General features: G+C 66.6%; 26 protein-coding genes, 1 tRNA gene and 1 pseudogene. 18 read left to right on the forward strand and 10 right to left on the reverse strand.

Annotated elements, in window-relative coordinates; genetic code table 11:
- Nucleotides 1–113 precede the first annotated feature (113 nt).
- Nucleotides 114–746: a nitronate monooxygenase gene (locus ABGA98_RS05195; protein ID WP_347616990.1), complete on the reverse strand. Its 633-nt coding sequence runs from the start codon at nucleotides 744–746 to the stop codon at nucleotides 114–116.
- A 521-nt stretch (nucleotides 747–1,267) separates the two neighbouring features.
- Between ABGA98_RS05195 and ABGA98_RS05200 the strand changes: the two genes are divergently transcribed.
- The 3 genes from ABGA98_RS05200 to ABGA98_RS05210 all read left to right on the forward strand — a co-directional run bounded on the left by ABGA98_RS05200 (nucleotide 1,268) and on the right by ABGA98_RS05210 (nucleotide 2,634).
- Nucleotides 1,268–1,546: a hypothetical protein gene (locus ABGA98_RS05200; protein WP_347616991.1), complete on the forward strand. Its 279-nt coding sequence runs from the start codon at nucleotides 1,268–1,270 to the stop codon at nucleotides 1,544–1,546.
- A 251-nt stretch (nucleotides 1,547–1,797) separates the two neighbouring features.
- On the forward strand, nucleotides 1,798–2,163 hold the full coding sequence (locus tag ABGA98_RS05205) for a sigma factor (RefSeq protein ID WP_347616992.1): 366 nt from the start codon (nucleotides 1,798–1,800) through the stop codon (nucleotides 2,161–2,163).
- Between the two features lie 93 nt (nucleotides 2,164–2,256).
- Nucleotides 2,257–2,634, forward strand: a complete 378-nt coding sequence (locus ABGA98_RS05210) for a hypothetical protein (RefSeq protein ID WP_347616993.1) — start codon at nucleotides 2,257–2,259, stop codon at nucleotides 2,632–2,634.
- A gap of 286 nt (nucleotides 2,635–2,920) precedes the next feature.
- On the opposite strand, the gene ABGA98_RS05215 is transcribed toward ABGA98_RS05210, so the two are convergent.
- Both ABGA98_RS05215 and ABGA98_RS05220 read right to left on the reverse strand, forming a co-directional pair.
- Nucleotides 2,921–3,295 (reverse strand): VOC family protein, encoded by a 375-nt coding sequence (locus ABGA98_RS05215; protein ID WP_347616994.1) that lies wholly within the window; start codon nucleotides 3,293–3,295, stop codon nucleotides 2,921–2,923.
- 323 nt (nucleotides 3,296–3,618) lie between these two features.
- A complete protein-coding gene (locus ABGA98_RS05220; protein WP_347616995.1) occupies nucleotides 3,619–4,443 on the reverse strand; it encodes an inositol monophosphatase family protein in 825 nt (274 codons plus the stop codon).
- Between the two features lie 199 nt (nucleotides 4,444–4,642).
- Here ABGA98_RS05220 and ABGA98_RS05225 point away from each other — a divergent pair, with 199 nt between their 5' ends.
- The 7 genes from ABGA98_RS05225 to ABGA98_RS05255 all read left to right on the forward strand — a co-directional run bounded on the left by ABGA98_RS05225 (nucleotide 4,643) and on the right by ABGA98_RS05255 (nucleotide 10,608).
- The gene (locus ABGA98_RS05225) at nucleotides 4,643–5,263 is read left to right on the forward strand and encodes a hypothetical protein (RefSeq protein WP_347616996.1); all 621 of its coding nucleotides are present in this window, start codon (nucleotides 4,643–4,645) and stop codon (nucleotides 5,261–5,263) included.
- Nucleotides 5,264–5,678: 415 nt separating this feature from the next.
- Nucleotides 5,679–6,530 carry a transposase gene (locus ABGA98_RS05230; protein WP_347616997.1) on the forward strand — a complete coding sequence of 284 codons (852 nt, stop codon included), beginning with the start codon at nucleotides 5,679–5,681 and terminating at the stop codon, nucleotides 6,528–6,530.
- Nucleotides 6,531–6,894: 364 nt separating this feature from the next.
- Nucleotides 6,895–7,779: a sensor histidine kinase gene (locus ABGA98_RS05235; RefSeq protein WP_347616998.1), complete on the forward strand. Its 885-nt coding sequence runs from the start codon at nucleotides 6,895–6,897 to the stop codon at nucleotides 7,777–7,779.
- 35 nt (nucleotides 7,780–7,814) lie between these two features.
- The gene (locus ABGA98_RS05240) at nucleotides 7,815–8,420 is read left to right on the forward strand and encodes a response regulator transcription factor (RefSeq protein ID WP_347617710.1); all 606 of its coding nucleotides are present in this window, start codon (nucleotides 7,815–7,817) and stop codon (nucleotides 8,418–8,420) included.
- 71 nt (nucleotides 8,421–8,491) lie between these two features.
- Nucleotides 8,492–9,193, forward strand: coding sequence for a hypothetical protein (locus ABGA98_RS05245; RefSeq protein WP_347616999.1), 702 nt, complete (start codon nucleotides 8,492–8,494; stop codon nucleotides 9,191–9,193).
- A 750-nt stretch (nucleotides 9,194–9,943) separates the two neighbouring features.
- Nucleotides 9,944–10,198, forward strand: a complete 255-nt coding sequence (locus tag ABGA98_RS05250; protein ID WP_347617000.1) for a CopG family transcriptional regulator — start codon at nucleotides 9,944–9,946, stop codon at nucleotides 10,196–10,198.
- Complete coding sequence (locus tag ABGA98_RS05255) at nucleotides 10,195–10,608, forward strand: PIN domain-containing protein (protein ID WP_347617001.1); 414 nt, start codon at nucleotides 10,195–10,197, stop codon at nucleotides 10,606–10,608. Before ABGA98_RS05250 ends, ABGA98_RS05255 begins: the two co-directional genes overlap by 4 nt.
- A 464-nt stretch (nucleotides 10,609–11,072) precedes the next feature.
- Here ABGA98_RS05255 and ABGA98_RS05260 read toward each other — a convergent pair whose 3' ends face one another.
- On the reverse strand, nucleotides 11,073–11,318 hold the full coding sequence (locus tag ABGA98_RS05260; protein ID WP_347617002.1) for a hypothetical protein: 246 nt from the start codon (nucleotides 11,316–11,318) through the stop codon (nucleotides 11,073–11,075).
- Nucleotides 11,319–11,651, reverse strand: coding sequence for a DUF6247 family protein (locus ABGA98_RS05265; protein ID WP_347617003.1), 333 nt, complete (start codon nucleotides 11,649–11,651; stop codon nucleotides 11,319–11,321). It abuts the gene before it with no gap.
- Between the two features lie 439 nt (nucleotides 11,652–12,090).
- Between ABGA98_RS05265 and ABGA98_RS05270 the strand changes: the two genes are divergently transcribed.
- Both ABGA98_RS05270 and ABGA98_RS05275 read left to right on the forward strand, forming a co-directional pair.
- The gene (locus ABGA98_RS05270; RefSeq protein ID WP_347617004.1) at nucleotides 12,091–12,378 is read left to right on the forward strand and encodes a hypothetical protein; all 288 of its coding nucleotides are present in this window, start codon (nucleotides 12,091–12,093) and stop codon (nucleotides 12,376–12,378) included.
- A complete protein-coding gene (locus ABGA98_RS05275; RefSeq protein WP_347617005.1) occupies nucleotides 12,375–12,719 on the forward strand; it encodes a type II toxin-antitoxin system PemK/MazF family toxin in 345 nt (114 codons plus the stop codon). The genes ABGA98_RS05270 and ABGA98_RS05275 overlap by 4 nt, the downstream gene beginning before the upstream one ends.
- A 485-nt stretch (nucleotides 12,720–13,204) precedes the next feature.
- On the opposite strand, the pseudogene ABGA98_RS05280 reads toward ABGA98_RS05275, so the two are convergent.
- Together ABGA98_RS05280 and ABGA98_RS05285 are read right to left on the reverse strand one after the other, a co-directional pair.
- Nucleotides 13,205–13,465, reverse strand: a pseudogene (locus ABGA98_RS05280) (DUF5615 family PIN-like protein); the annotation flags it as partial.
- Nucleotides 13,466–13,568: 103 nt separating this feature from the next.
- Nucleotides 13,569–13,799: a DUF433 domain-containing protein gene (locus tag ABGA98_RS05285; RefSeq protein WP_347617006.1), complete on the reverse strand. Its 231-nt coding sequence runs from the start codon at nucleotides 13,797–13,799 to the stop codon at nucleotides 13,569–13,571.
- A 349-nt stretch (nucleotides 13,800–14,148) separates the two neighbouring features.
- Between ABGA98_RS05285 and ABGA98_RS05290 the strand changes: the two genes are divergently transcribed.
- Together ABGA98_RS05290 and ABGA98_RS05295 are read left to right on the forward strand one after the other, a co-directional pair.
- Entirely contained in the window at nucleotides 14,149–14,361 is a 213-nt protein-coding gene (locus ABGA98_RS05290; protein WP_347617007.1) for a hypothetical protein, read from the forward strand.
- Nucleotides 14,354–14,794: a type II toxin-antitoxin system VapC family toxin gene (locus ABGA98_RS05295; RefSeq protein WP_347617008.1), complete on the forward strand. Its 441-nt coding sequence runs from the start codon at nucleotides 14,354–14,356 to the stop codon at nucleotides 14,792–14,794. The genes ABGA98_RS05290 and ABGA98_RS05295 overlap by 8 nt, the downstream gene beginning before the upstream one ends.
- A gap of 41 nt (nucleotides 14,795–14,835) precedes the next feature.
- Here ABGA98_RS05295 and ABGA98_RS05300 read toward each other — a convergent pair.
- Nucleotides 14,836–14,909: transfer RNA gene (locus ABGA98_RS05300), tRNA-Gly, on the reverse strand.
- A 99-nt stretch (nucleotides 14,910–15,008) separates the two neighbouring features.
- Here ABGA98_RS05300 and dcd point away from each other — a divergent pair.
- The 3 genes from dcd (at nucleotide 15,009) to ABGA98_RS05315 (ending at nucleotide 17,463) form a co-directional block, all read left to right on the forward strand.
- Nucleotides 15,009–15,584, forward strand: coding sequence for a dCTP deaminase (gene dcd / locus ABGA98_RS05305; protein ID WP_347617009.1), 576 nt, complete (start codon nucleotides 15,009–15,011; stop codon nucleotides 15,582–15,584).
- A gap of 251 nt (nucleotides 15,585–15,835) precedes the next feature.
- Nucleotides 15,836–16,453, forward strand: coding sequence for a DUF47 family protein (locus tag ABGA98_RS05310; protein ID WP_106243913.1), 618 nt, complete (start codon nucleotides 15,836–15,838; stop codon nucleotides 16,451–16,453).
- A 5-nt stretch (nucleotides 16,454–16,458) separates the two neighbouring features.
- A complete protein-coding gene (locus ABGA98_RS05315; protein ID WP_347617010.1) occupies nucleotides 16,459–17,463 on the forward strand; it encodes an inorganic phosphate transporter in 1,005 nt (334 codons plus the stop codon).
- A gap of 50 nt (nucleotides 17,464–17,513) precedes the next feature.
- Here the strand turns inward: ABGA98_RS05315 and mshD are convergent, their stop codons facing one another.
- Nucleotides 17,514–18,440, reverse strand: a complete 927-nt coding sequence (gene mshD / locus ABGA98_RS05320) for a mycothiol synthase (protein ID WP_347617011.1) — start codon at nucleotides 18,438–18,440, stop codon at nucleotides 17,514–17,516.
- A 108-nt stretch (nucleotides 18,441–18,548) separates the two neighbouring features.
- On the opposite strand from mshD, the gene ABGA98_RS05325 reads away from it, so the two are divergent.
- On the forward strand, nucleotides 18,549–20,336 hold the full coding sequence (locus ABGA98_RS05325) for a bifunctional metallophosphatase/5'-nucleotidase (RefSeq protein ID WP_347617012.1): 1,788 nt from the start codon (nucleotides 18,549–18,551) through the stop codon (nucleotides 20,334–20,336).
- Nucleotides 20,337–20,646: 310 nt separating this feature from the next.
- On the opposite strand, the gene ABGA98_RS05330 is transcribed toward ABGA98_RS05325, so the two are convergent.
- On the reverse strand, nucleotides 20,647–22,011 hold the full coding sequence (locus ABGA98_RS05330; RefSeq protein ID WP_347617013.1) for a HAMP domain-containing sensor histidine kinase: 1,365 nt from the start codon (nucleotides 22,009–22,011) through the stop codon (nucleotides 20,647–20,649).
- Nucleotides 22,012–22,216: the final 205 nt, after the last annotated feature.

Raw genomic sequence — 22,216 nt, forward strand, 5'->3', positions numbered from 1 at the left:
CCTGGCCAGGTGGTGTGCCCCGGCTTCGGTGGAGTCCATTCAGATCGATCCCGGCGCAGTTCATCCACACCCTGGCCTCCTGCGAGTGGGTGAAGAAGGGCGAGCCGCGTCGGTCATGGTCGCCACTTCCCGGTGATCGCGGTCAGCGCCTGCCGGCTCGGGCCAGCGCTTCCTCGGCCTGGGCGCCCGCCTGCCGCCAGCACCGGCGCCGCCAGATCCACCACGATGGGCACGAACGGCAACGTGGACCGTCCGTGCCGGGCGCCGTGCCCGCCGGCTTCGGTGCCCTGTGCCACGATCACATCGGCGCCCAGGTCCACCGCTCTGCGGGCTTCCTCCAGGTCGGTCACCTGAATGATCAGCGCCGTGTCTCCCCTGTGGATGCGCTCCACGAACGGGCTTGGGTCGCCAAAGGACAACATCACCGCCATCGGATCGTGCTCCAACGCCCGCGCGATCACACCGTCGTCGATCGCCCACGTTTGGAAGCCGATCCCCCAGGGCTTCCCGTTGCGCTTGTCGGCCAGGACAGGCAGTTCGCGAGCCAGCCAGTCCTGGTCCCCGTTCCCACTGCCCAGCAGTCCAAGGCCGCCACCGCGCGAGACCGCCGCCGTCAGGGCGCCACCGGCCGACCCGCCCATCGGGGCCAAGGCGATCGGATGCTCCACACCGAACAGCTCCGTGAATGCTGTCGACAATCCCATGATCCCCATGCTCGCCCACCCGTCATGCCGGTCGCAGCGCATTCGACAGACTGTCGCAGGCGGCAACAGGCCGATCCCGTGAAGCGGGCTGAGCAATCAGGCTCGGTAGAGACTCGGCCACGGATCACTCACCGTGACATACGTGGCTCGCTACTTCCCCGTGGCCGCCACCCGCACCACCGTACGAACCGGCTCCCTTCGGCACCGTAACGTCCTCCATCAGAGTCTCCCGAGGGACCGTCGCCTTGAGGCCGGCGTCGAGTTGGGCGGTGCCCTCCGGTGGCTTCGGCTCGGGGAACGCGGTAGACAGGTGTGGGCACCAGACGCCAGGAGCTCCCGTCCCAATGCCGGGCGGCCGCCGTGTAACCGTCGATGACCCAAGCGTCGCAGGGGCCGAACACCTTGACGTCGGCGGTGATCCCGGTTTCCAGCCCGGGCGCGTCCTCCTGCCAGGCCAACCCGTCCCAGCGGTGCACCGCCGCGCTCTCGACCTCGAACTTCCGCCACCGCTTGGGCGTGACCAGCCAGACATTGTCCGCCGCCGAGACGGGAAAGGAAGGTGGGTGTACTCCCTGGCCATGTGCGGCATCTTCGGCACGTCAACCGGCCGGCCCTGGAGTGGACGCTTTCCCGCCTTGCCGTCGAGCCGGTCACCGAACCAAATCGCCCGCCACGCCGCGACGCTCTTGTCCGACGCCAGCCTGCACAGGCACAAGTACGCCGTCGATGCCATGCTCAGTGCCACCGCCCTCGCTGCCCCAGGCCCCATCACGATCCTCACCTCCGACCCCGACGACCTCGCCGCGCTGTGCGGCGTACGCGTCACTGTCGTCAAAGTTTGAGCCATCCCCTGTCCTGCTGGTTCCCGACAGGGCGTACGGCCCCGGGTTCGCCGTGGTACCTGCGAAGAGGAACAGAGGTCTGGCACGGCGGAGCGCGTCGTGTTCGGCGATCAGCCCGTCCACGTCGTCCAGGGTTAAGAGCTGCCGCGGCTCAACACGAACGCCTGTCCTCCGAACGTGCCTGCCAGGTTAGTCATCGCCGGAGACAACGAGACGGAGATGACTGATGGACGACGGGGTTCGCCGAGTACGTGGCACACCGCCATCTACGGCTGTGCCGGATGGCGTACCTCCTCGCCCGGGACTGGGGCACGGCCGAGGACCTGGTACAGACAGCGCTGGCCAAGGCCTGGGTGGCCTGGCGGCGGATCGAAGGCAACCCCGATCCGTACGTCTATCGCATAATCGTGAACACCCACGCCACCTGGTGGCGCCGGCTGTGGCGCGGCGAGCAGCCGGTCGAAGCGCTGCCCGAGACGGCCGACCCGCATGACCACGCCGCCGCCGTAGACGACCAGGCGGCGCTGTGGAATGGGAACTGCATCGATCACGGTCCCTGTGGCAGGGCGTTGCTGGTCGCACGGGATGTCGGCAAGGCCATGAGTGACCGTGGTTGACCGCTTGTCACCCTGCTTAATGGCCCGCTAATGGGCCCGAGGATCACGCGCTGAAGTCTTGCTTCGCGGACCTGGCCGTGGTGGGCTCTCGCCGTGAGTCACGATCGCTTCCCCGGCCAGCTCTCGCTTCCTCTCAGTTTCCCGGATCGCCGCTTCAGGCTGTGGAGCTACATGCCCTCGCATAGCGAGCTCGTAATACGGACGGAGTTCGACTCGACCGCGCCTCACATCGAGCTGCTATTCAAGCCCGTCCGCCAGATCAACCTTCCGGTGACGATGGACGGTGGACTTGTCATCGGTATCGAGGATCGCCCCCACGACAGAGTGGATGCCGTGACCTTCGCTGTCAGTAACGATCACTTCTCCGGCCAGGTCATCGCCGGCTACCTGGTCCTGCGTCAAGAAGAGCGATCAAAATACAGCCCGTTCTCCCTCTTCCACGGATACCTGCGAAGCGAGTTCACAGGTTGACGACGCGTTCGCTCGTGCCTTGATCATCCCGTCTGCCGTCGACCCGCCCGAAGGGAAAGCGGGACAAGGCCAGGGGGTCAAGGTGGAGCGCCCCACTGGACGAACGACCTTGCCCCCCTGGCCTTGGTCTGCTCGGCTTGTCCCGGGTCGGTGGCGGGCGGGATGATCAGGCTTCCACCTCAGTCATCTACGGACCTCGACCATCTCGCCGCGATCATCCCGGAGCCTGAGGCCCCCGCCGGAGGCATCAAAATTCAGCCCTCTGCCATTCACGGGCAGCCTGCGGTTATGTCGGTGCGGGCAGCCAGCACAGGCAGAACGGATGACCAGCGGGATCAGCGTAGACCTGGACTCCCCTGGGCGCGGTGCGATCGTCGGCCGCCTTGAGTAGCCGCCCGCCCAGCGCGATCACCTGTTCGTGTGCCGCGTCGAAGTCGTCGACGTAGAAGTCGAGATGGATCTGCTGCGGAGTACCGTCAGGCCAGTTGGGTGGGACATGATTTGGCGCCAACTGAACCCCGAGTTGCCACCCGCCGTCGACCCAGATGTTGTGCCATCCGTCGCCCACCTCGACGGTACCGTCCAGGAGCCCGGCCCAAAACGCGCTCTCCGCATCGATGTCGGCGGCGTCTAAGACGATCATCCGATGCCTGATCTTCACGAGGTCCCCTCCTCAGGCCTGTGTCGTACTCGTCACGTGCTCACTCTGGTCCTGACATGCGAGATCAGTCAGCACCCTCCTGAGCCCTGTTCCCTGCGCCGCAGCGACGGATCTCGCATCGCTGCGTATCTTGCCGTCGATCACTGTAAGGCGCGGCGGTGTGCCGGTGGTCGGCAAGTTCGAGGGGCGCGGCAGGGCCGCGTCTACGGCGATGCCCCGCGCGGCGACTGTGCCGCGACCGGCCCCAAGGCCGCAGCGCGGCACGGGGACGCTGGCGCGGGGCTGCGGCGGCGCGGCGCGGCGCCGCTTGATACCTAAGAGAGCTACTCGTCAATGCTCCGGTCGAACGCCGCAGCCTTGTGGGTTTCAGCGATAAGTTCGACCAGATCAGCCACGAGCGCGGGACTGGCGGCGCTCGTCGCTTGTGCGGTCATGCTGTGTGGGCTGCCGTCGAGATCGACCACTGTTGCTCCCGCTTCTCGGGCGATGATGACCCCGGCTGCGGTGTCCCATGGGTTGTTGCTGAGCATGACGTTGGCGTCGATCCTGCCGTCAGCCACCCATGCGAGATCGATCGCGGCTGAGCCGAACATCCGTGTGCGTTGGACGCGAGCGGCGAGTTCTTGGGTCAGGGCGAGCCGTGGCCGGTTGCGCTCGTCCGCGTTCTCCCCCACGGCGTAGTCATCGATCGCCACGATCGCGGTCCGCAAGTCGCGGGCATCGCTCACACGGATTTCGGATTCGTTGACGACAGCGCCAGCACCTTCGGCTGCTGAGTAGCGGAGGTTGAGGAGCGGCAGGTCGATCACGCCGAGTGTGGGCGTGTCCTTGTCGACCAAGCCAAGGGAGACACCGCAGAGCGGGATACCGTGCAGGAAGTTCGCCGTTCCATCCACGGGATCCAGCGCCCACATCAGGCCGTCGCCCGTGTGGCTGACGCCTTCCTCCTCGCCAAGGAATCCGATCTCAGGCGTTTCCCGGGACAGGGACTCTCGCACGGCATGCTCGACGGCGTAGTCCACCTCCGTCGCCATGTCGCGGTCACCCCTGGCCGTGACAACACCGGGAGCCTTGGTACGGATGATCTCGCTGGCGATCGACACGGCGCGCTCAGCAATGGGGAGAAGAGTCCGGGCGTCGATGGTCATACGGGTTTGCTCCGCTCCCACATATCGTCGTAGACGTGTAGTTCAAGGCGCTGGGCCGACATGGTGTCGAGCCGATCGCGCCACGCGATCGATGCCTTCATGTTGTGGCATCGTCGGCCGAGGCTGGCAGCATGCATCCTTATGGACGTGGACGACTTCAGGCTCTTCCTCCAGCGGTCCCGCACGCGGAGTGCAGATCATGACCGAGGATGAACTTATCGAAGCGATACGGTCAGAGGCTGGGCCCGATGTCCTACCGGTGGCTTCGTCCGAGGCGGTCGCTGAGGCTGAAGAGACCATCGGGTACCCGCTTCCTTCGCTGCTACGGCGGTTGTATCTGGAGGTGGGAAACGGAGGTTTCGGCCCTCGGGGTGGCATCATCGGTGTCCGGGGCTACGACTTCTGGAGCAGCGATATCTTCGCGGACATCACTGAATCGGCTGTGGGGTTTCACACCGGGTCCTACGGACGACGGGCAGGCATGATCCAGTTGTTGGACTGGGGGTGTGCGATCGCGTCACTGCTGGATTGCCGTGATCCTGAGGGCGCGATGTGGGGATGGGATCCCAACCTGTGCTGCTTGAATCATGCGCTCTTTCCTCAGGACATCACCTTCGCGTCGTGGCTCGCGGAGTCGATCGGCCGCGACTTCGCCGAGCCCTTCTATGACGGCTACTTCGAGGTCTCGTCGCAAGGTGACGCAGGGAGCGCGGTGAGCACCTTCGGAGAAGAGGATGAACCGTGCATGTGGGTGCCACCCGTCTGGGTGAAAGGCAGGAAGGCCGGCGTCTGGGAGCGCCGTCACCAGTCCGATCAGTGACGGGTTCGCTTCGTGGCGAGTGCGGGGCCCAGCTCCGGAGGAACGCTGCCACCAAGACCTGGCCAGGCGATCAAAGAGCCCAGGTCTCGGATCAGACCTGGACTCTCGCGCTGAGAGCGGGTGACGGGAATCGAAGCCGCGCTGTCAGCTTGGGAATCGGCTACTGATCTTGCCGTTCTGAGCTGGGAGAACGAGTGTGCAGGCCAGGGTGAATGAAGTGACCGTGAGTATCCATCAGAGACTCCCGAGGGGACCGTCTCCTTGAGGCGACGGGTGAATCGGGAGCGGGAGGGCCGTCAAGGCCCGAGCGTGCCCTGACTTGTCAGGTCCGCGCATCACAGATGTCCTTCCCGGTTTTGTCGGCGCCAGCCGGTATCGTGGTGGTGTCGTTACCGAACGTGACGGGAGGTGGGGTGTGCGCAGGTCGTTCAGATTCCTGCTGCGCCCCACGGCCCGGCAGGCGGCGGCGCTGGCGGCGTGCCTGGAGGATCACCGGCAGCTCTACAACGCCGCTTTGGAGCACCGCCGCACCGCCTATGCCAGGGCGGGGGTGAGCGTCCGGTACGGCGAGCAGTCGGCCGAGCTGAAACACATCCGCGCCGATGACCCGGAGGGGCAGGGGCGTTGGTCGTTCTCGTGCCAGCAGGCCACGCTGCGACGGCTCGACAAGGCGTTTCGCGCGTTCTTCGACCGGGTCAAGGCCGGGCGCACGCCGGGCTTCCCGCGTTTCAAGGGGCGCGGCCGGTTCGACACGGTCGAGTGGCCGAAGGACGGCGACGGCTGCCGGTGGGACTCCCAGCCCGGCCACCCCACCACGACCTACGTGCGGCTCCAGGGTGTCGGGCACGTCCGCGTCCACCAGCACCGGCCCGTGCGCGGCCAGGTGAAGACGATCAGCGTCAAGCGCGAGGGCTGCCGCTGGTTCGTGGTCTTGTCGTGCGACGACGTGCCCGCCGAGTCCTTCCCCGTCACCGGCGCGGTCGGGGGGATCGACGTGGGCGTGGCGTCGCTCGTCACGACCAGCGACGGGGAGCATCTGAGCAACCCCCGCCACCTGGCCGCCTCCGCCGGCCGGCTGGCCGCCGCGCAGCGGGTTCTGGCCCGGAAGGAACGGGGTTCCAAGCGGCGGCGTAAGGCGGTGGCCCGCGTGGCCGCGCTGCACGCCAAGGTGCGCAGGCAACGTCTGGACGGCGCACACAAGGCCGCGCTCGCCCTGGTCCGCGCCTATGACGTGATCGTGCACGAGAACCTGCGGATCGCGAACTGACCCGCTCGGCGTCCGGCACGATCGAAGCTCCCGGCCGCAACGTCGCCGCCAAGTCCGGCTTGAACCGGACGACGGATACCCTCTCAGCGTGCGCACCTCGACCGCTTCGGAGGCTCTCACCCGGCGGCCACTATCCTTCCTGCGATCAATCTGGCCCTGGCGGTCGCTTGCCTACTTACTGGCAAGCGTCGTGCCTGGGATCGCTGTTGTCGTGGCTGCGGTCTCGATATCTTTTCTGGGACCGGCACCGCTGATGACCGTCGCCGGACTCATCGTCGCGGGTCTGCTGACACCGCTCGTGGCGAGGTTCGAGCGGTGGCGGCTTCGGTTCGTCGACCTCGCTCCGCCGGTCCGAAAGAGGGCCGTGCCACAGCGAGAGACGGTGCTGGGCGTGGTCTCCTTGCTCGCGTTCTGGTGGATCGATCTGGTGGTGGCCTGCCTCGCCGTGGCGGGTCCCGCAGTATTGATCTTGTCGCCCGTTTTGCAGCCCATGGAGGAGGACTGGGCTCTTGAGGCGGCCTTGGTCGCCTCCGCGGCGGGATTGCTGCTGCTCCCAGTGGCCGCTTACATCGTGACGGCTTGGGCGGGGGCACGGGGAGCCGTGACCAGGGCGCTGATCGCCCCGGACGAGCTGGCCGAGGTGCTGCGCTCGCGTGCCCGGCTGCTGGACGCCTTCGAGACCGAACGCCGCAGGATCGAACGCGACCTACACGACGGTGCCCAGCAGCGGTTGGTCGCGCTGAGCATGAGACTGGGTCTCGCCCGGCTCGACCTTCCTCTGGACTCCCCGGCCGCGGACGAACTCGCCCAGGCGCACGAGGAGGCTCAGCGCGCCCTCGCCGAGTTGCGGGAGCTGATTCGCGGCGTGCATCCGCAGGTGCTCACCGACCGGGGCCTCGCCGCCGCCGTACGGGATGTGGCCGGCCGTTCACCCGTCCCGGTCGACGTGAACGTCCGCTCACCGCGACTGCCCGACGCCGTCGAGGCGACGGCCTACTACGTTGTGGCCGAGGCCCTCGCGAACGTCGCCAAGCACAGCCGGGCGAGCCGGGCCCGCGTCCACGGCCGCCTGGTCGGAGATGTGCTCGTCGTGGAGATCCGGGACGACGGAGTCGGCGGCGCCGACCCAGCGAGCGGCACTGGCATGGTGGGACTGGCCGACAGAGTCTCGGCGGTCGGCGGCAGACTGGCGCTGTCGAGTCCGGCGGGAGGGCCGACGACGATGAGCGTGGAGATCCCGTGCGCGTAGTGATCGCCGAAGATGCCGTCCTCCTCCGCGAGGGCATGGTCAGCCTGCTCGAGCGCTTCGGGCACGCGGTCGTTGCCTCGGTCGCGGACGCAGACGCGCTGACCGCCGCGGTGCACCAGCATGATCCGGATATCGCGGTGATCGACGTACGCATGCCGCCGAACTTCACCGACGAGGGACTGCGGGCGGCGTTGGCGCTGCGTACGGCACGGCCGGATCTGGCCGTACTGGTGCTCAGCCAGTACGTCGAGCAGACGTACGCGGCCGAACTGCTGGCATCCGGCCGCGGCACCGGAGTCGGCTACCTGTTGAAGGAACGGATCGGGAAAGTCACCGAGTTCGTCGACGCGCTCGCCCAGGTCGCAGGCGGCGGTACGGTGGTTGACCCCGAGGTGGTGCGGCAACTTCTGAGCAGGAGGCGCGACCCGCTGGAACGCCTCACGCCCCGGGAACGGGAAGTGCTCGCCCTGATCGCCGAAGGGCGGTCCAACGCGTCGATAGCACGGGCTCTGTTTGTGACCGACGCGGCGGTTGCCAAACATATTGCCGGCATCTTCACCAAGCTCGATCTCCCGCCCACCGTCGACGGCCACCGCCGCGTGCTTGCTGTCCTCGCCTACCTGCAGGCCGAGCCGGGGTAGTGCCAGGTCTACCCGGAAGGCTCGCCCTTGCGCCAATGTGCGACGAGGGTGCCACCGCTTGGATCGACGGTATGACACTCGCCTCGTTCGAATTCCCCGGTCGTTGGGTTGAAGCGGCCGGGCTGCTCCTTGGGCCGGTTCTGATGCTCGCCGGCGTCCTCCTCCGCGCGGACATCGACGACTTCTTCCCCGCACAGCTCGCTGCCTTCGCCGCCAGCCCGGCCCGGATCAGCCTGTCGTACAGTGCCTTCGCCGCCGGGAACGTTCTGCTGTGGCCCGCGGTCATCGCCCTCGTCCGGCGCGTGTGGGCGGCACAGCCACGCTGGGCGCTGTGGGGCGGCGTGCTGATCCTGCTCGGCCTGTTCGCCCGAACCTTCCACGCCGGGGTCAACCATCTCGCCTTCCAACTCGTCGACGTCCAAGATCTGCAGACGGCGCAGAAGGCCGTTGCCGACTCCTACGGCGCCTTCCACGTGTTTCATGCGCTGTCCTTTTCGATCTTTTTCGGCTGGATCGTGCTGGCGGTGGGGACGTGGCGGGCGCGCGTGCTGGGACTCACCAGATCCGTGGCCCTGGCCTCGATGAGCGCCTTGCCGATCGGCGTGCTCAAAGGCACCGGACCGATGTCCGTCGTCGCCACTGTCGGCCTGTGCGTGGCGTTGGTGCCGCTAGGGGTGCATGTTCTCAAGGACGGCCCAGCTCCGCGATGGTGGGCCTACCCTCTGGCACTCGTCATGGGCACCGCAGCGGTGCTCCTGGGCATGGCTGGTTGAGCGGGCAGCCGCCGCTTGGCCACCGACACGACGGTGGTCACTGTGCCGACAGCCCAGCCATGACACCGGCCGAAGGGAAGATCGAACCCGGCATGGAAACCGCTATCGCCTGAGCTTGAACACTGAGAGCGGGCGACAGGGATCGAACCCGCGTTGTCAGCTGGGGAATCGCAGGGATCTTGGCTCGTAGAGGCGTTGACCTGGGGCTGGGGCCGGTCGTGAGTGACCGTGGTTGACCCCTCGTTAACGCCCCTAATGGCACGGCGATCAACCTGGGACCCTAGTGTTTGCCGCGCGACGCGCGCACCCTGCCTGCCTGATCATCCCGTTTGCCGTCGACCCGCCCGCAGGGAAGCGGGCCAGGGCCACGGGACAAGGCGGAGCGCCCCACTGGACGAACGACCCTGGCCCCGTGGCCCTAGTCTGCTCGGCTTTGCCCGGGGACGATGGCGGGCGGGATGATCAGGCTTCCGCCTCAGCCGCCTACGACCTTGGAAGCGCACGTCCCGGAGCCGGAGTACCCCCGCCGGAGGCGTACGATCATCGCCTGCGCTTCCATAGCCAGGGTCTCTTCCGCCCAGGCTGAACCTGAACGTACAGAGGCGTAGCGAGGACTACACGCGTCGGCGTGAAATCGCAAGTGATGTTCGCGAGAACCTGGGCTATCCCCGTAGCTGCCCCAAATTGGCGTCGCGGATGCTCGCGTTGTGACCACGGCTTCCCGGGAGGATTAGGGGTAGGATAAGGAGCATGAGCGAGCCTACAGGCAAGTATTCGATCACCATGCCGCGCGACATCGCAAAGGCCGCCCGGTCCCGGAGCGGACCTTCTGGCTTGTCCGCCTACGTCACCGCCGCCGTCGCCCGCCAGATCGAGCGCGACAACCTCAACGAACTCATCCAGGTCGCCGAGGCCGAGCATGGCCCTATCACTGACGACGAGGTCCAGGCACTGCGGGACCAACTCCGCCAGACCCGGCAGGAACAAGCCCACGACGCCGCATGACCCGTTCTTCCGCCACTCCCGGTGGCACCCTCGTCCTCGACAGCGAAGGGCTGGCCAAGGCCGTCCTGCGCGACCGTACGGTCACCGCATGGCTTGCTCTCGCGCGTGCCGACGACCTTCGCGTCATCACCTCTGCCGCTACCCTCGTTGAGGTGGTCCACCCCCGCGTCAACCGGCCGGCTCTGGAGTGGACGCTATCCCGCCTTGTCGTCGAACCAGTCACTGAGCCAATCGCCCGCCATGCCGCCACGCTCTTGTCCGACATCGGCCTGCATGGGCACAAGTACGCCATCGATGCCATGCTCTGCGCCACCGCCCTCGCGGCCCCGGGTCCCGTCACGGTCCTTACCTCCGACCCCGAGGACCTCGCTGCTCTGTGCGGCGGACGCGTCACCTTCATCAAGGTCTGAGTCATGCTTCCCACCCTGCTTCGCGCAGATCACGTAGTCGCCAGTTGCTCCCCCGTCGTACGCCGCGCAAGGGGAGCGGTTCACGAAACCTAACCATGATCATCAGCGAAGCCCGGCGGTATTGAACGCCCTACTGCTCGACCAGGCCCGAAGCCGGCACCCGTAGCGGCAACCGCGCCCGCAGATCGAGAAGCCGTACGGCGGGGGTGGCACGCGAGAGGCTCGGGGGGCGTCCCCCCGAGCAGCACAAAAGCCCCGCCGAAGCCGACAGGATAGGTCGGCGAGCAGGGCTCTCCGAGAGCGGGTGACGGGAATCGAACCCGCGCTGTCAGCTTGGGAACTCTTTCAAGATCATGACCTTTGCGCAGGGGAAACGCTGACCTGGGCATGTGCCGGTCGAGTGACCGTGAGCCCCGTGACTCCCCGCTGGTCGCTACAAGAACGCGCACGCAGCGGGCACGGGCTTACGGCCATTCAATGCGGACAAGGTAGACCTCGCGCTGCCGGTCCAGAACCACGTACGTGGCAAGGCCGCGCTCTCCGAACGGGTGCGTAAGCATGTTCGCCCTGGGATCTGCAGAGTTGTACGGGTCTCCACTCCAAGGAGCGGTCTCCAGCAGGGCGAACAGATCCGCCAGCGGATGCAGTGCGTGATCGGGGAGCGCGGCGATCTGTTCCTCGGCTACGGGATCGATGATGAGCTTGAACACCTAGACATCGATCCCACGAGCAGCAAGGATCTCCCGCCACGGCCTCCCATGAGGAATGGGTTCGCCGGCCAGAGCCTGCTGGGCGCGGAGGTGCATCTGACGCCGCCCCTCGGGGTCCTTTGCGGCGTCACACGCGGAGATCCACCAGCGGTGCACGAAAGCGTTCAGCGCTCCAAGATCCAGGCTCACCCTGACCTCGTCGAGCACGGCCTTGAGCCCGGCGTCGAAAGCTTCGCGATCTTCTGGGATGACCAGCGCGGCACGGATGGCCCGCAGGTTCTTCTCAGGCAGAGGCGCGCCGACGGAGATGAAGTCCTGCGGTTGTGCGGTCATACCCGCTCCCTTCCTTGTCCTCTAGAGACTACAGAGGAAGGGCGACATCCTTTACGCACACGCATGGGAGGTAGGCCTGTCACAGGGGGATGAAGTGGAGCGGGTGACGGGAATCGAATCCGCGCTGTCAGCTTGGGAACTCTTTCGAGATCATGCTCTCTGAGCAGGGGAACGCTGACCTGGGCGTATGTCGGTCGGGTGACCGTGAGTCCCCGTGACTCCCCTTTGATCGCTCTGAGAACGGGCACGCAACGGGCATGTCTCGGGAGTCCGCGCTGATGACTCCGGAGGCATCTCTGATCACCGGGACCTTGGGTTTGATGTAGAGGCTGATCGGGTGATGTTGATAGTCGATTCGGTTGATCGGGGCGTGTTGGGATTGCTGGAGGGTGAGTCGCCACCCTTCCAGCTTGTTGAACATTTGTTATACGCTGGTGTCATGAGCACTCCAAGCACTGTGGGCTTCCGACCCACCAACGACGACAGTCGGATCATCGACTCACTTCGCCGCGAAGGTGAGTCCAACTCTGACGTGCTGCGCCGGGGGCTGCGCGCACTGGAGCACGTGGAGTGGGAGCGGCAGGCCCGTGCCGACATGGCGCGTCTGGCCCATGAGGGCGAGGACCTGTCGCAGCTCCCCGATGAGTGGGAATACACCGAGGACGGCGACATCCGGATCATCGACACCGGCATCGTGGTTCCGGCTCGCCGTGAGGCCGGACGGTGATCCGCGGCGGCGTCTATCCAGTTGATCTCGGCGACGCCAAGCGCGGCCACGAGCAGCGCGGCAGACGCCTCGGCATCGTCGTCAGCATCTCGCAGGACCACTGGTCCACAGTGACGATCGTGCCTACGTCGACTAGTGCCCGACCGGCTGGCTTTCGGCCCAGACTGACCATTCAGGGGCGCGAGACGTGCGCGCTGATCGACCAAATCCGCACTATCGACACCCAATATGTCCTCGGCGGGCTGTACGATCACCTGGACTCCGTCGCCATGGGACAGGTCGAGTATGCGCTGGTCCGCTATCTCGGCCTGGACGCGAACCTCGCCCTGTGGGGCAGTTGAATACCTTGCCTGTAATGCCCGACTTCTCGGCCTCGGAAGACGGAAGAAGCGGAAGCCGGAGCTGTCACGGTGCCAATCAGAGCCGAGGGTGCAAGTCGAGCGGGTAGGCGATGATGACGAGGACGACCCATCCGACATGGTTCCCGTCGAGTGATCCCGATGAGTCCTCTACCAGGTGAACCGCACAGTTGATCGTTTTGTCACACGGACCCGACGGCACGCTAATGACATGCAGAGATCACAGGCTCCGAGGAAGATCGAAGCCTAGGTACCGGATCAACCGGTCTACCTGGGCTTTCGCTATGAGAGCGGGTGACGGGAATCGAACCCGCGCTGTCAGCTTGGGAACCATCTACTGATCTTGGTGTCCTGAGCTGGGGAAACAGGGTACTGGTCAGAGCGGGCCGAGTGACCGTGAGTATCCGTGAATCACCTCGGCTGACCGTCTGTTCTGGCACGGATCTGGCACGTGGATCATGCCGACTTCAGCGCAGAGGGAGCGCCCGGACGCGGATGCCTCCGGTGGTGAAAGCCGCGATCGCGCCTGTTTGAAGGTGCTGCTCGAGAACCTCGAGATTTGCCAAGATGATGTTGACCAAGTCGGGTGGACGAAGCTCCACCAGCTCTCGCACGAGGATCACGGAGGGTTCAGTCGCTCGGGCGTGGGCCAGGAGCGCGCCGAAATCGGTGTCGGCGGAGATGATGGTTCGACCGTCCGCGACGGCGAGTTCCATGATCGTGATGTCGGGCGCGCTCGTTGCCGGAGATCGCGCACATGGACCGCATTGTGACCAGCCTTGGTCAGCAGCTCGGCAACGCGGGGTGAGAGGTTCTCATCGACCAGAAAGTTCACGCCGGCTCGCGGAGACGGTAGAAGTGGACATTCGTGGACGCTGCTGCGTACTCAAGCGCCTGCTTGATGTCCTCCCGCTCCAAGTCCGGGTAGTCCGAGAGGATCTCCTCGAAGGTCCATCCGCCGGCGACGAGCCGTACCACCGTCTCCACCGTGATGCGCAGGCCACGAACGGAGGGCTTGCCTTCGAGCTTGTCAGGCTCGAAGGCGATCCGATCGAAGTTCATGATGCCTCCCTCCCTTGCTGATACTGCCAGGTTGGCCAAGAGGGAGCGACCGAGATAACCCACAAAGGGCAGTGCGTTTTGACTCCTCGCCGTCATCATGACGACGGCATCGCATGTGGAGCGGGTGACGGGAATCGAACCCGCGCTGTCAGCTTGGGAACTCTTTCAAGATCACACGGGCTGAACTGGAGAAACACTGACCTGGGCGTATGCCGGTCGAGTGACCGTGAGTCCCCCTGAGCCTCCGTAGATCGCTCTACGAACGGGCACGCAACGGGCACGGCCACCGCCTGCCTCGCCCTGGACAAATGGTCAGGGAGACAAGCCTGGCGAGGCGTAGACTGCGAGCATGAGCGCGATGCGTGAAGAGTTGCATGCTCTGGTCGATCGGCTTCCGGATGACCGTGTCCAGCCGGTTCTTGCCCTTGTCCGCGAGAACCTCGAAACGGCTGGTCGGCGCGAGCGAGCGCTGGCCGTTATGGAGCAGGTTCAGGAGAGGATGCGCGGTGTGACGGGCGTCGACGAGGAACTGGACCGTCTCCGGGAAGGCGCGCGTGGCTGACGCGTACGTCGTGGACACTGGTGTGTTCCTACGGTGGTTCGTCGATCAACCTGGCTACGGGCATGCCCGCCAAATCCGGGACGACTTTCTGTACGGCCGGGTAAGGCTGGAGACAGCGGACTTCGCGCGGATTGAGGTTGCCGGAGTGTTGCGGAAGAAGGGCCTGCTCGCGGGGCGGCTGTCCGCAGATGAGTTCATTGCAGCCGTTCGAATCATTGACGAGCTCGGTGTCCGGGTTCATCCCGTGGACGCCGACCGGTTGGAGCGGTCCGCCGCCCTGGCGGTGCGGTTGACGTTGCGCATGTATGACGCCGTCTTCGCACAGCTTTCTCTCGATCAAGAGATTCCATTGCTGACGACCGACGCAAAACTCCACCGGGCGCTTGATGGCGTCGTCGAGACTGAACTTCTCAAAGACTCAAGCCGTCAGTGATCACCGCTGAGCGGTGGGACTGAACGCTGTCACACAGACACTGGAGCGGGTGACGGGAATCGAACCCGCGCTGTCAGCTTGGGAAGCTGATGTTCTGCCATTGAACTACACCCGCGTACGACCCGAAGTCGCGTCCCCCACTGTAGCGGAAACTTGCCCCGGATCAGCAATCCCCGCCCCTCAGACTTTCACCTCGGACGGTAGGTTGCTCTGCGTGCTGCTATCTGACCGTGACATCCTCGCCGAGATCGACGCCGGCCGGCTCGTCCTCGATCCTTTCGACCAGGACATGATCCAGCCGTCCAGCATCGATGTGCGGCTTGACCGGTTCTTCCGGGTGTTCGAGAACCATCGTTACCCTCACATCGACCCGTCCGTGGAGCAGCCGGATCTTACGCGGATGGTGGAGCCGGCCGGGGACGAGCCGTTCATCTTGCATCCTGGGGAGTTCGTGCTGGCGTCCACGTACGAGATGATCACGCTGCCCGATGATCTGGCGTCACGACTGGAGGGCAAGAGTTCGCTCGGCCGGCTGGGGTTGCTGACGCATTCGACGGCGGGGTTCATCGATCCGGGGTTCAGCGGGCACGTGACGTTGGAGTTGTCGAACGTGGCGACGTTGCCGATCAAGTTGTGGCCGGGGATGAAGATCGGGCAGTTGTGCGTGTTCAGGCTCAGCTCTCCTGCCGCGCATCCGTACGGGTCCGACAAGTACGGGTCGCGCTATCAGGGGCAGCGGGGGCCCACGCCCTCACGGTCGTTCCGCAACTTCCATCGAACGAAGATCTGACCAAAGGTGAACAGCAGATGAACAGTCGGGGAACATGTCGGTACGCGATGTGGGGGCACCCCGGGTCGAGGCGATCCGGACGGGCCGTTTAAGGTCAGCTAGAGCTGCAAAAAGCGCCCAAACTACCGGGGTTTCCGGTGTCACACAACCTGCTCCGGGTAGCCATTAGGCGAAGGGGACATGAAGTTCGTCTTTCGCCTGGCTACCCGTACCCTCTTCCACGGACCATCCCCGCACATCTGGAGAACGACGTGCGCCTGCGTCTCACGCCACGTGAGGACAGCTACTACGACCTGTTCGCCGACTCGGCGAACAACCTGGTCACCGCATCCCGGCTACTGGTAGAGATCATCAGCGACGGATCGGACAGGGAGGCCCTGGCCGAGAAGATGCGTGCCTGCGAGCACGCCGGCGATGAACGTACTCACGCGATCATGAACCGGCTCAACGAGAGCTTCATCACCCCCTTCGACCGGGAGGACATCTACCGGCTCGCCTCCAACCTCGATGACGTGATGGACGCCATGGAGGCGGCCTCCGACCTCATCGTGCTGTACCAGATCGACCACCTGCCCAAAGACGTCGTCAGGCAGGTCGAGGTGCTGGAGCGGGCCGCGGAGCTGACCGCGGAGGCCATGCCGCGGCTGCGTTCGATGAAGAACCTCAACGAATACTGGATCGAGGTCAACCGCCTGGAGAACCAGGGTGACCAGGTCTATCGGAGGTTGCTGGCCAAACTGTTCAGCGGCGAGTACGACGCCCTCACGGTCATGAAGATGAAGGAGGTCGTCGACGCCCTCGAAGAGGCCGCCGACGCCTTCGAGCACGTGGCCAACACCGTCGAGTCGATCGCGGTCAAGGAAAGCTAAGCCCGGTGGACCTCACGCTCGGCCTCGTCATCGGCGTGGTCGTCATCGCACTGGCCTTCGACTACACCAACGGGTTCCACGACGCGGCGAACGCCATCGCGACCTCCGTCTCGACCCGGGCCCTCACCCCCAGGGCCGCGCTGTTCATGGCGGCGGCCATGAACTTCATCGGCGCCCACCTGGGCACCCAGGTCGCGCAGACGGTCGGCAAAGGCATCATCGACGCGCCCGACGGCTCACATGGTCTGGTCATCGTGGCCTCGGGACTTATCGGCGCGATCGCCTGGAACCTGATCACCTGGTATTTCGGGCTGCCCTCCTCCTCCAGCCACGCCCTCATCGGCGGCCTGATGGGCTCGGCGCTGGCCTCGGCCAGCGTGGTGCACTGGGACGGCGTCCTGGAGAAGGTCGTCATCCCGATGATCTTCTCGCCCCTGGTCGGTTTCAGCCTCGCCGCCGCGATCATGATCGCAATTTACTGGATCTTCCGCAACAGCCAGCCGGGCAAGACCAACCGCGGCTTCCGCTACGCGCAGACCGTCTCGGCCGCCGCCATGGCGCTCGGGCACGGGCTGCAGGACGCGCAGAAGACGATGGGTGTGATCTTCCTGGCGCTCACCGTCGGCGGTTTCGCCGAGCAGGACGACCCCATCCCTCAGTGGGTCATCCTGGCCGCCGCGGGGGCGATCTCGCTGGGCACGTACGCCGGCGGCTGGCGCATCATGCGAACGCTGGGCCGGCGCATCATCGCGCTCGACCCGCCCCAGGGCTTCGCCGCGGAGTCGGCGGCGGCGACCGTGCTCTACGGGGCCGCCATCGGGTTCGGGGCGCCCATCTCCACCACGCACACGATCACGTCAGCGATCATGGGAGTGGGGGCCACCAAGCGGCTCAGCGCCGTGCGGTGGGGCGTCGCGGGCAACATCGTGACCGCGTGGATCCTCACCATCCCGGCCGCGGCGCTCGTGGCGGCCGTCTCCTACTTCATCCTTCACGCGATCATCGAGTAGGCGTCTCGGGAGCCGCGTGCACCGGCCTCGGGAGCCGCCGTACAGCAGTCTCAGGAACCCTGTGCGGCGGCCTCGGGAGCCGCGTACATCACGTCCACGTCCCACCGGTTGAAGCCGAGGGACTCGTACAACCTGATCGCCGCCGTGTTGGCCTCGTCCACGTACAACATCGCCTGGGCGAGGCCGCGCGCGCGGAGGTGGTGCAGGCCGGCCAGGGTGAGGGCCCTGCCGAGGCCGGTGCCCTGCTGTGAGGGGTCGACGCCGACGACGTACACCTCGCCCAGGGGCTCGTGGCCGTGCTCGGACGAGCCGTGCACCTTCGTCCAGTGGAAGCCGGCCAGCCGGTCGCCGTGGAAGGCCAGGAAGAAACCCTCGGGGTCGAACCAGGGCTCCTGCTCGCGCCGCAGCAGGTCGTCCATCGCCCACGCGCCCTGCTCGGGGTGGTGAGCGAAGGCCTCGGCGTTGACCTTGAGCCACGCCTCCTCGTCCTGGCCGGGCACGAACGTGCGCAGGGTGACGCCCGATGGCAGGTTGAGGGGATCCAGCGGGGCGAACAGGGAGCGGCGCATCTGCCAGAGCGAGCGCACCCGTTCGAAGCCGAACGCGGCCGCCAGCGCCCCCGCCCCCGGATGCCCTCCGTGGGCCCACAGGCGCGGCCTGCCACCCGTCAACTCCGTCACGGACGTCAGCAGCCGCGCGCCGTTCCCGCGCCGGCGGTGGGCGGGGTGGACGACGAGTTCCACGCTGGGGCCCTCGACCTCGTCGGTGGGGTCGACGTGGGCGTAGCCAGCCAGGGTGTCGCCCTCCATGAGCAGCAGGGAGCGGGCCTGCGGGTCGCCGCCGTACCGCAGATGGAGCATCACGTGTTCGTTGAGCGGCCGCACGCCGTCGGTCTCCGTCGCCGCCTGGACCAGGCCGAGCACGTCGGCGATCTCCTGGTCATCGAGTACTTGCCGAACTTCCACGCGCACACTCACAGAACGAACTCTAGGCCTATGACTGGCAAATAACGCCATGGGACGGCCCGGCAAATCGTTACCTTTGCGACATCGGCTGCACGGACAACGGTCGTAACGTCTTGGGCCATGACGTCTCGTTCCTTACTCCGGCTGGCGCTGGCCGGAGCCGTCGCCTCGGGAGCGGTCACGCTCGCCGCCCTTCCGGCGGACGCGAGCAGGCCATCGAGTACGGTCCCCGTACGGCTGCTCGCCCTCAACGACTTCCACGGCAACCTCGAGCCGCCGACCGGCTCCTCCGGCCGCATGGTCGACGAGCACGGCAACACGGTCGACGCCGGCGGCGCGGCCTACGTCGCGACCCATATGAAGGCCCTGGCCGACAGGAACACGATCGCGGTGGCCCAGGGCGACCTCATCGGGGCGACACCGCTGATCTCGGCCGCGTACCACGACGAGCCGTCCGTCGAGTTCCTGGGCAAGCTGGGGCTCAAGGTCGCCGCGGTCGGCAACCACGAGTTCGACGAGGGCTACGCCGAGCTGCGGCGGATCATGAAGGGCGGCTGCCACCCGGTCGACGGCTGCTCGCCCGCGGGCGAGTGGAAGGGCGCGACGTTCGACTACGTCGGCGCGAACGTCCTGTTCAAGAACCCCCATGAGAAGACCGACGCGCTGGCGGCGCTCGGCGGCGCGAACGCGGCGAAGGTCAGGCAGGCGCTGTCCGGCTGGGGCGTGCCCGCGCTGCCGCCGGTGAGCGTCGAATGGATGAACGGCGTGCCGATCGGCTTCATCGGCCTGGTCACGCAGACGACACCGGGCATCGTGTCCAGCGAGGGGATCAAGAACCTCACGTTCACGGACGAGGTCAAGGCCGCGAACGTGGCCTCCAAGCTGCTCAAGCTCGTGGGCGTCAAGGCCCAGGTCGTGCTCGTGCACGAGGGCGACCAGGTGAACCAGGGCCAGTCGCCGGACGCGTGCAGCGCGGTCCCTGGGGCGGGCAACCGCATCGCGACGCAGGTGGACCCGGAGATCGACGTGGTGCTCAGCGGCCACTCGCACCAGGCGTACGTGTGCACCGTGAAGGACCCGGCGGGCAAGGACCGGCTCTTCTCGCAGGGCGGCTCGTTCGGGCGGGTCATCACGCAGGTGGACCTGAAGGTGAACGCCAGGACGCGGGACATCGACCGCGCCTCGATCGTGGCGGACAACCACGTGGTGACCCGGACAGTCACCGCAGATCCCGAAATTTCGGCGTTCGTGGAGACGTGGAGGGACCGCGTCGCCCCCGTCGCCAACAAGGCCGTCGGCACGATCACCACCGACATCACGAACACGGCCGGCCCTTCCGGCGAGTCACCCCTCGGCAACCTCATCGCCGACGCCCAGCTCGCCGCCACCAGGACCGGCGGCAACGCGCAGATCGCGCTGATGAACCCGGGTGGGGTGCGGGCCTCGCTGTCGCACGCGTCGTCACCGGCCGGCGAAGGCGACGGGACGGTCACGTACGGTGAGGCCTTCACCGTGCAGCCCTTCAACAACCTCATGCAGGTCGTCACGCTGACCGGCGCCCAGCTCAAGACGGTGCTGGAGCAGCAGTTCACCGGCGGGCCCAACAACCAGGCGTTCACCAAGATCCTGCAGCCCTCGGCGAACTTCACCTACGCCTACGACACCAGCGCGCCCTGGGGCTCGAAAGTCTCGGACATGAAGATCGACGGGACGCCGGTGACCGACACGCAGAGCATCCGGGTCGCGGCCAACAACTTCCTGGTGGGAGGCGGCGACGCGTTCCTCGCCTTCAGGGACGGCACCGACCTGTGGAGCGGGCCGCTGGACATTGACGCCTTCGTCGACCACCTCGGCAAGGACAACCCGATCGCGCCGCCCGCGACCGACCGCATCACCGTGACCGGCTGACCGCCCGCGCCCGCCCCCGCTTCTCTGGTGGGCGGGCCCCATCCCGTACGGCACCCCCGCCGCACACGGCCGGGCCACCCCCATCCCGTACGGCACCGCCGACGTCACCCACCCGCCGCACGCGGCCGGGGGCCTCCAGGGAGACGCGATCTGACCCCGCACGGGGCCGGCCGCCGCAACGGCGCCCCGCCGGCCCGCCGGCGGCCTGACCTCTTGCCCGTCACCCGGAACCTCACACGCCGGCGGACCGGACTCGTGTCTGTCAGGGGTTGTGCACGAGCCACTTCCGGTCGATCTCCGCCGTGCGGGCTCAGGAGCCCTCGTAGCAGGGGAGGACGAGCACGAAGCGGGCGCCGGGGTAATGGTCGGCGACGGTGAGCGTGCCGCCGTGGGACAGGGCGATCTCCCTGGACAGGGCCAGGCCGAGGCCGCTGCCGCTCTGGTCCTTGGCCTTGGCGCTGTCCAGCCTGGTGAACCGTTCGAAGACCCGTTCCCTGTCCTCGGGGGCGATGCCCTCGCCGTCGTCGGTCACCGTGGTGACCACCTTGCCGTTCGTCACCGCCACCTCCAGGTCGATCCTGGTTTCGGCGTGCCGGGTGGCGTTGTCCAGGAGGTTCGTCAGGAGCCGGTCGATCTGCACGGGCGAGCCGTACACGAGGGCCGACGCGCAGAGGTCGGGGACGATGACCACCCTGGAGCCCTCACGGCGGCGTACCTGCTCGACGCACAGGCGGCACACGTCCACCACGCGTCGGGGCGCGACCGTGCCCGCGTCGAGCCTGGCCAGCATCAGGAGCTCGTCGATGATGCCGGTGAGCCGTTCGGCGGCGGTCAGCGCCACCGCTCCCGTGGCGGGCCAGTCGGTCTCGTCCGGGATGGCGTTGGCCACCTCGAGCTGGGTGCGCAGGGCGGCGATGGGGCTGCGCAGTTCGTGCGAGGCGTCGGCGACGAAGCGCCGCTGGGTCTCGGCGGAGCGTTCGAGGCGGTCGAGGGTGTCGTTCGTGGTGGTGGCCAGGTCGGTGATCTCGTCTCCCGTGTCGGGCACGGGGACGCGCCTGCTGAGGTCCTGGCCGGTGATCTCGGCCAGCTTGGCGCGGATGCGCTCGACCGGGCGCAGCGCGAACCCGACCACGAGCCACGTGATGCCCGCGACGCTCGCCAGGATCAGCGGGGTGACGACGAAGGTCTGGGCCTCGAACCATGTGATGGCGCGGTCGACGTCGGTGAGCGACGACGCGCCGTACACGGTGACGGGGCCGTCCCGGGTCGGCACGGTCATGGACATCACCAGGAAGTGGGTCTGGTCGCCGTTCTGCTCCTGCGGCGCCCACGTCTCCGACATGTAGAGCTTGTCGAGCTCGGAGGGCCGGAACGCCCTGAGCTTCCGGTCGACGTGGCGGCCGGTGGTGGCCGCGAGCACGTCGCCTTCCGGGGTGACCACCTCCAGGAAGTGCACGCGCGGCGGGGCTTCGAGGGCCGTGGACAGTTCTCCGGCTCTGGCGTCGCTCGCGACCCTGCGTACGGACACCTCGACCCTGTCCCGGACGACGTCGCGCAGGCTGCCGGGGACGGTGGCGAGCATGAAGGCGGACGTGGCGAAGAGGACCAGCGCCGCTATCGCGGTCGCGATCGCGGTCAGGCGCGCCCGGATCGAGCGGGGAAACAGTCGTATCACTAGCGTATGAACTCCCATGTCACTATGGGTGACATTTACCCGTATGAGGCAATCACAACATTCACGACCCTGATCTGCTGCTATACCCTGCCCCCACATCGATCGAACAATGATCCGGTTACGCACGGTGCAGCGGATACGCTCAGGGCGATTCCGCCGAGAGCATGACCCCCTGTCGCCCGCGGGCTCCGGCGGCCAGGGTGAA

It is taken from the genome of Nonomuraea sp. B1E8 (assembly GCF_039871515.1).
GTDB lineage: Bacteria > Actinomycetota > Actinomycetes > Streptosporangiales > Streptosporangiaceae > Nonomuraea.

Excerpts from the sequence above, each read along its gene's own strand:
- ABGA98_RS05265 (WP_347617003.1), bottom strand. The coding sequence starts at position 11,651 with ATGACCGCACAACCGCAGGACTTCATCTCCGTCGGCGCGCCTCTGCCT.
- ABGA98_RS05255 (WP_347617001.1), top strand. The coding sequence starts at position 10,195 with ATGACCCGTTCTTCCGCCACTCCCGGTGGCACCCTCGTCCTCGACAGC.
- ABGA98_RS05195 (WP_347616990.1), bottom strand. The coding sequence starts at position 746 with ATGCGCTGCGACCGGCATGACGGGTGGGCGAGCATGGGGATCATGGGA.
- ABGA98_RS05285 (WP_347617006.1), bottom strand. The coding sequence starts at position 13,799 with ATGAACTTCGATCGGATCGCCTTCGAGCCTGACAAGCTCGAAGGCAAG.
- ABGA98_RS05250 (WP_347617000.1), top strand. The coding sequence starts at position 9,944 with ATGAGCGAGCCTACAGGCAAGTATTCGATCACCATGCCGCGCGACATC.
- ABGA98_RS05325 (WP_347617012.1), top strand. The coding sequence starts at position 18,549 with ATGACGTCTCGTTCCTTACTCCGGCTGGCGCTGGCCGGAGCCGTCGCC.
- ABGA98_RS05270 (WP_347617004.1), top strand. The coding sequence starts at position 12,091 with ATGAGCACTCCAAGCACTGTGGGCTTCCGACCCACCAACGACGACAGT.
- ABGA98_RS05290 (WP_347617007.1), top strand. The coding sequence starts at position 14,149 with ATGAGCGCGATGCGTGAAGAGTTGCATGCTCTGGTCGATCGGCTTCCG.
- ABGA98_RS05225 (WP_347616996.1), top strand. The coding sequence starts at position 4,643 with ATGACCGAGGATGAACTTATCGAAGCGATACGGTCAGAGGCTGGGCCC.
- ABGA98_RS05245 (WP_347616999.1), top strand. The coding sequence starts at position 8,492 with ATGACACTCGCCTCGTTCGAATTCCCCGGTCGTTGGGTTGAAGCGGCC.
- ABGA98_RS05240 (WP_347617710.1), top strand. The coding sequence starts at position 7,815 with ATGGTCAGCCTGCTCGAGCGCTTCGGGCACGCGGTCGTTGCCTCGGTC.
- ABGA98_RS05220 (WP_347616995.1), bottom strand. The coding sequence starts at position 4,443 with ATGACCATCGACGCCCGGACTCTTCTCCCCATTGCTGAGCGCGCCGTG.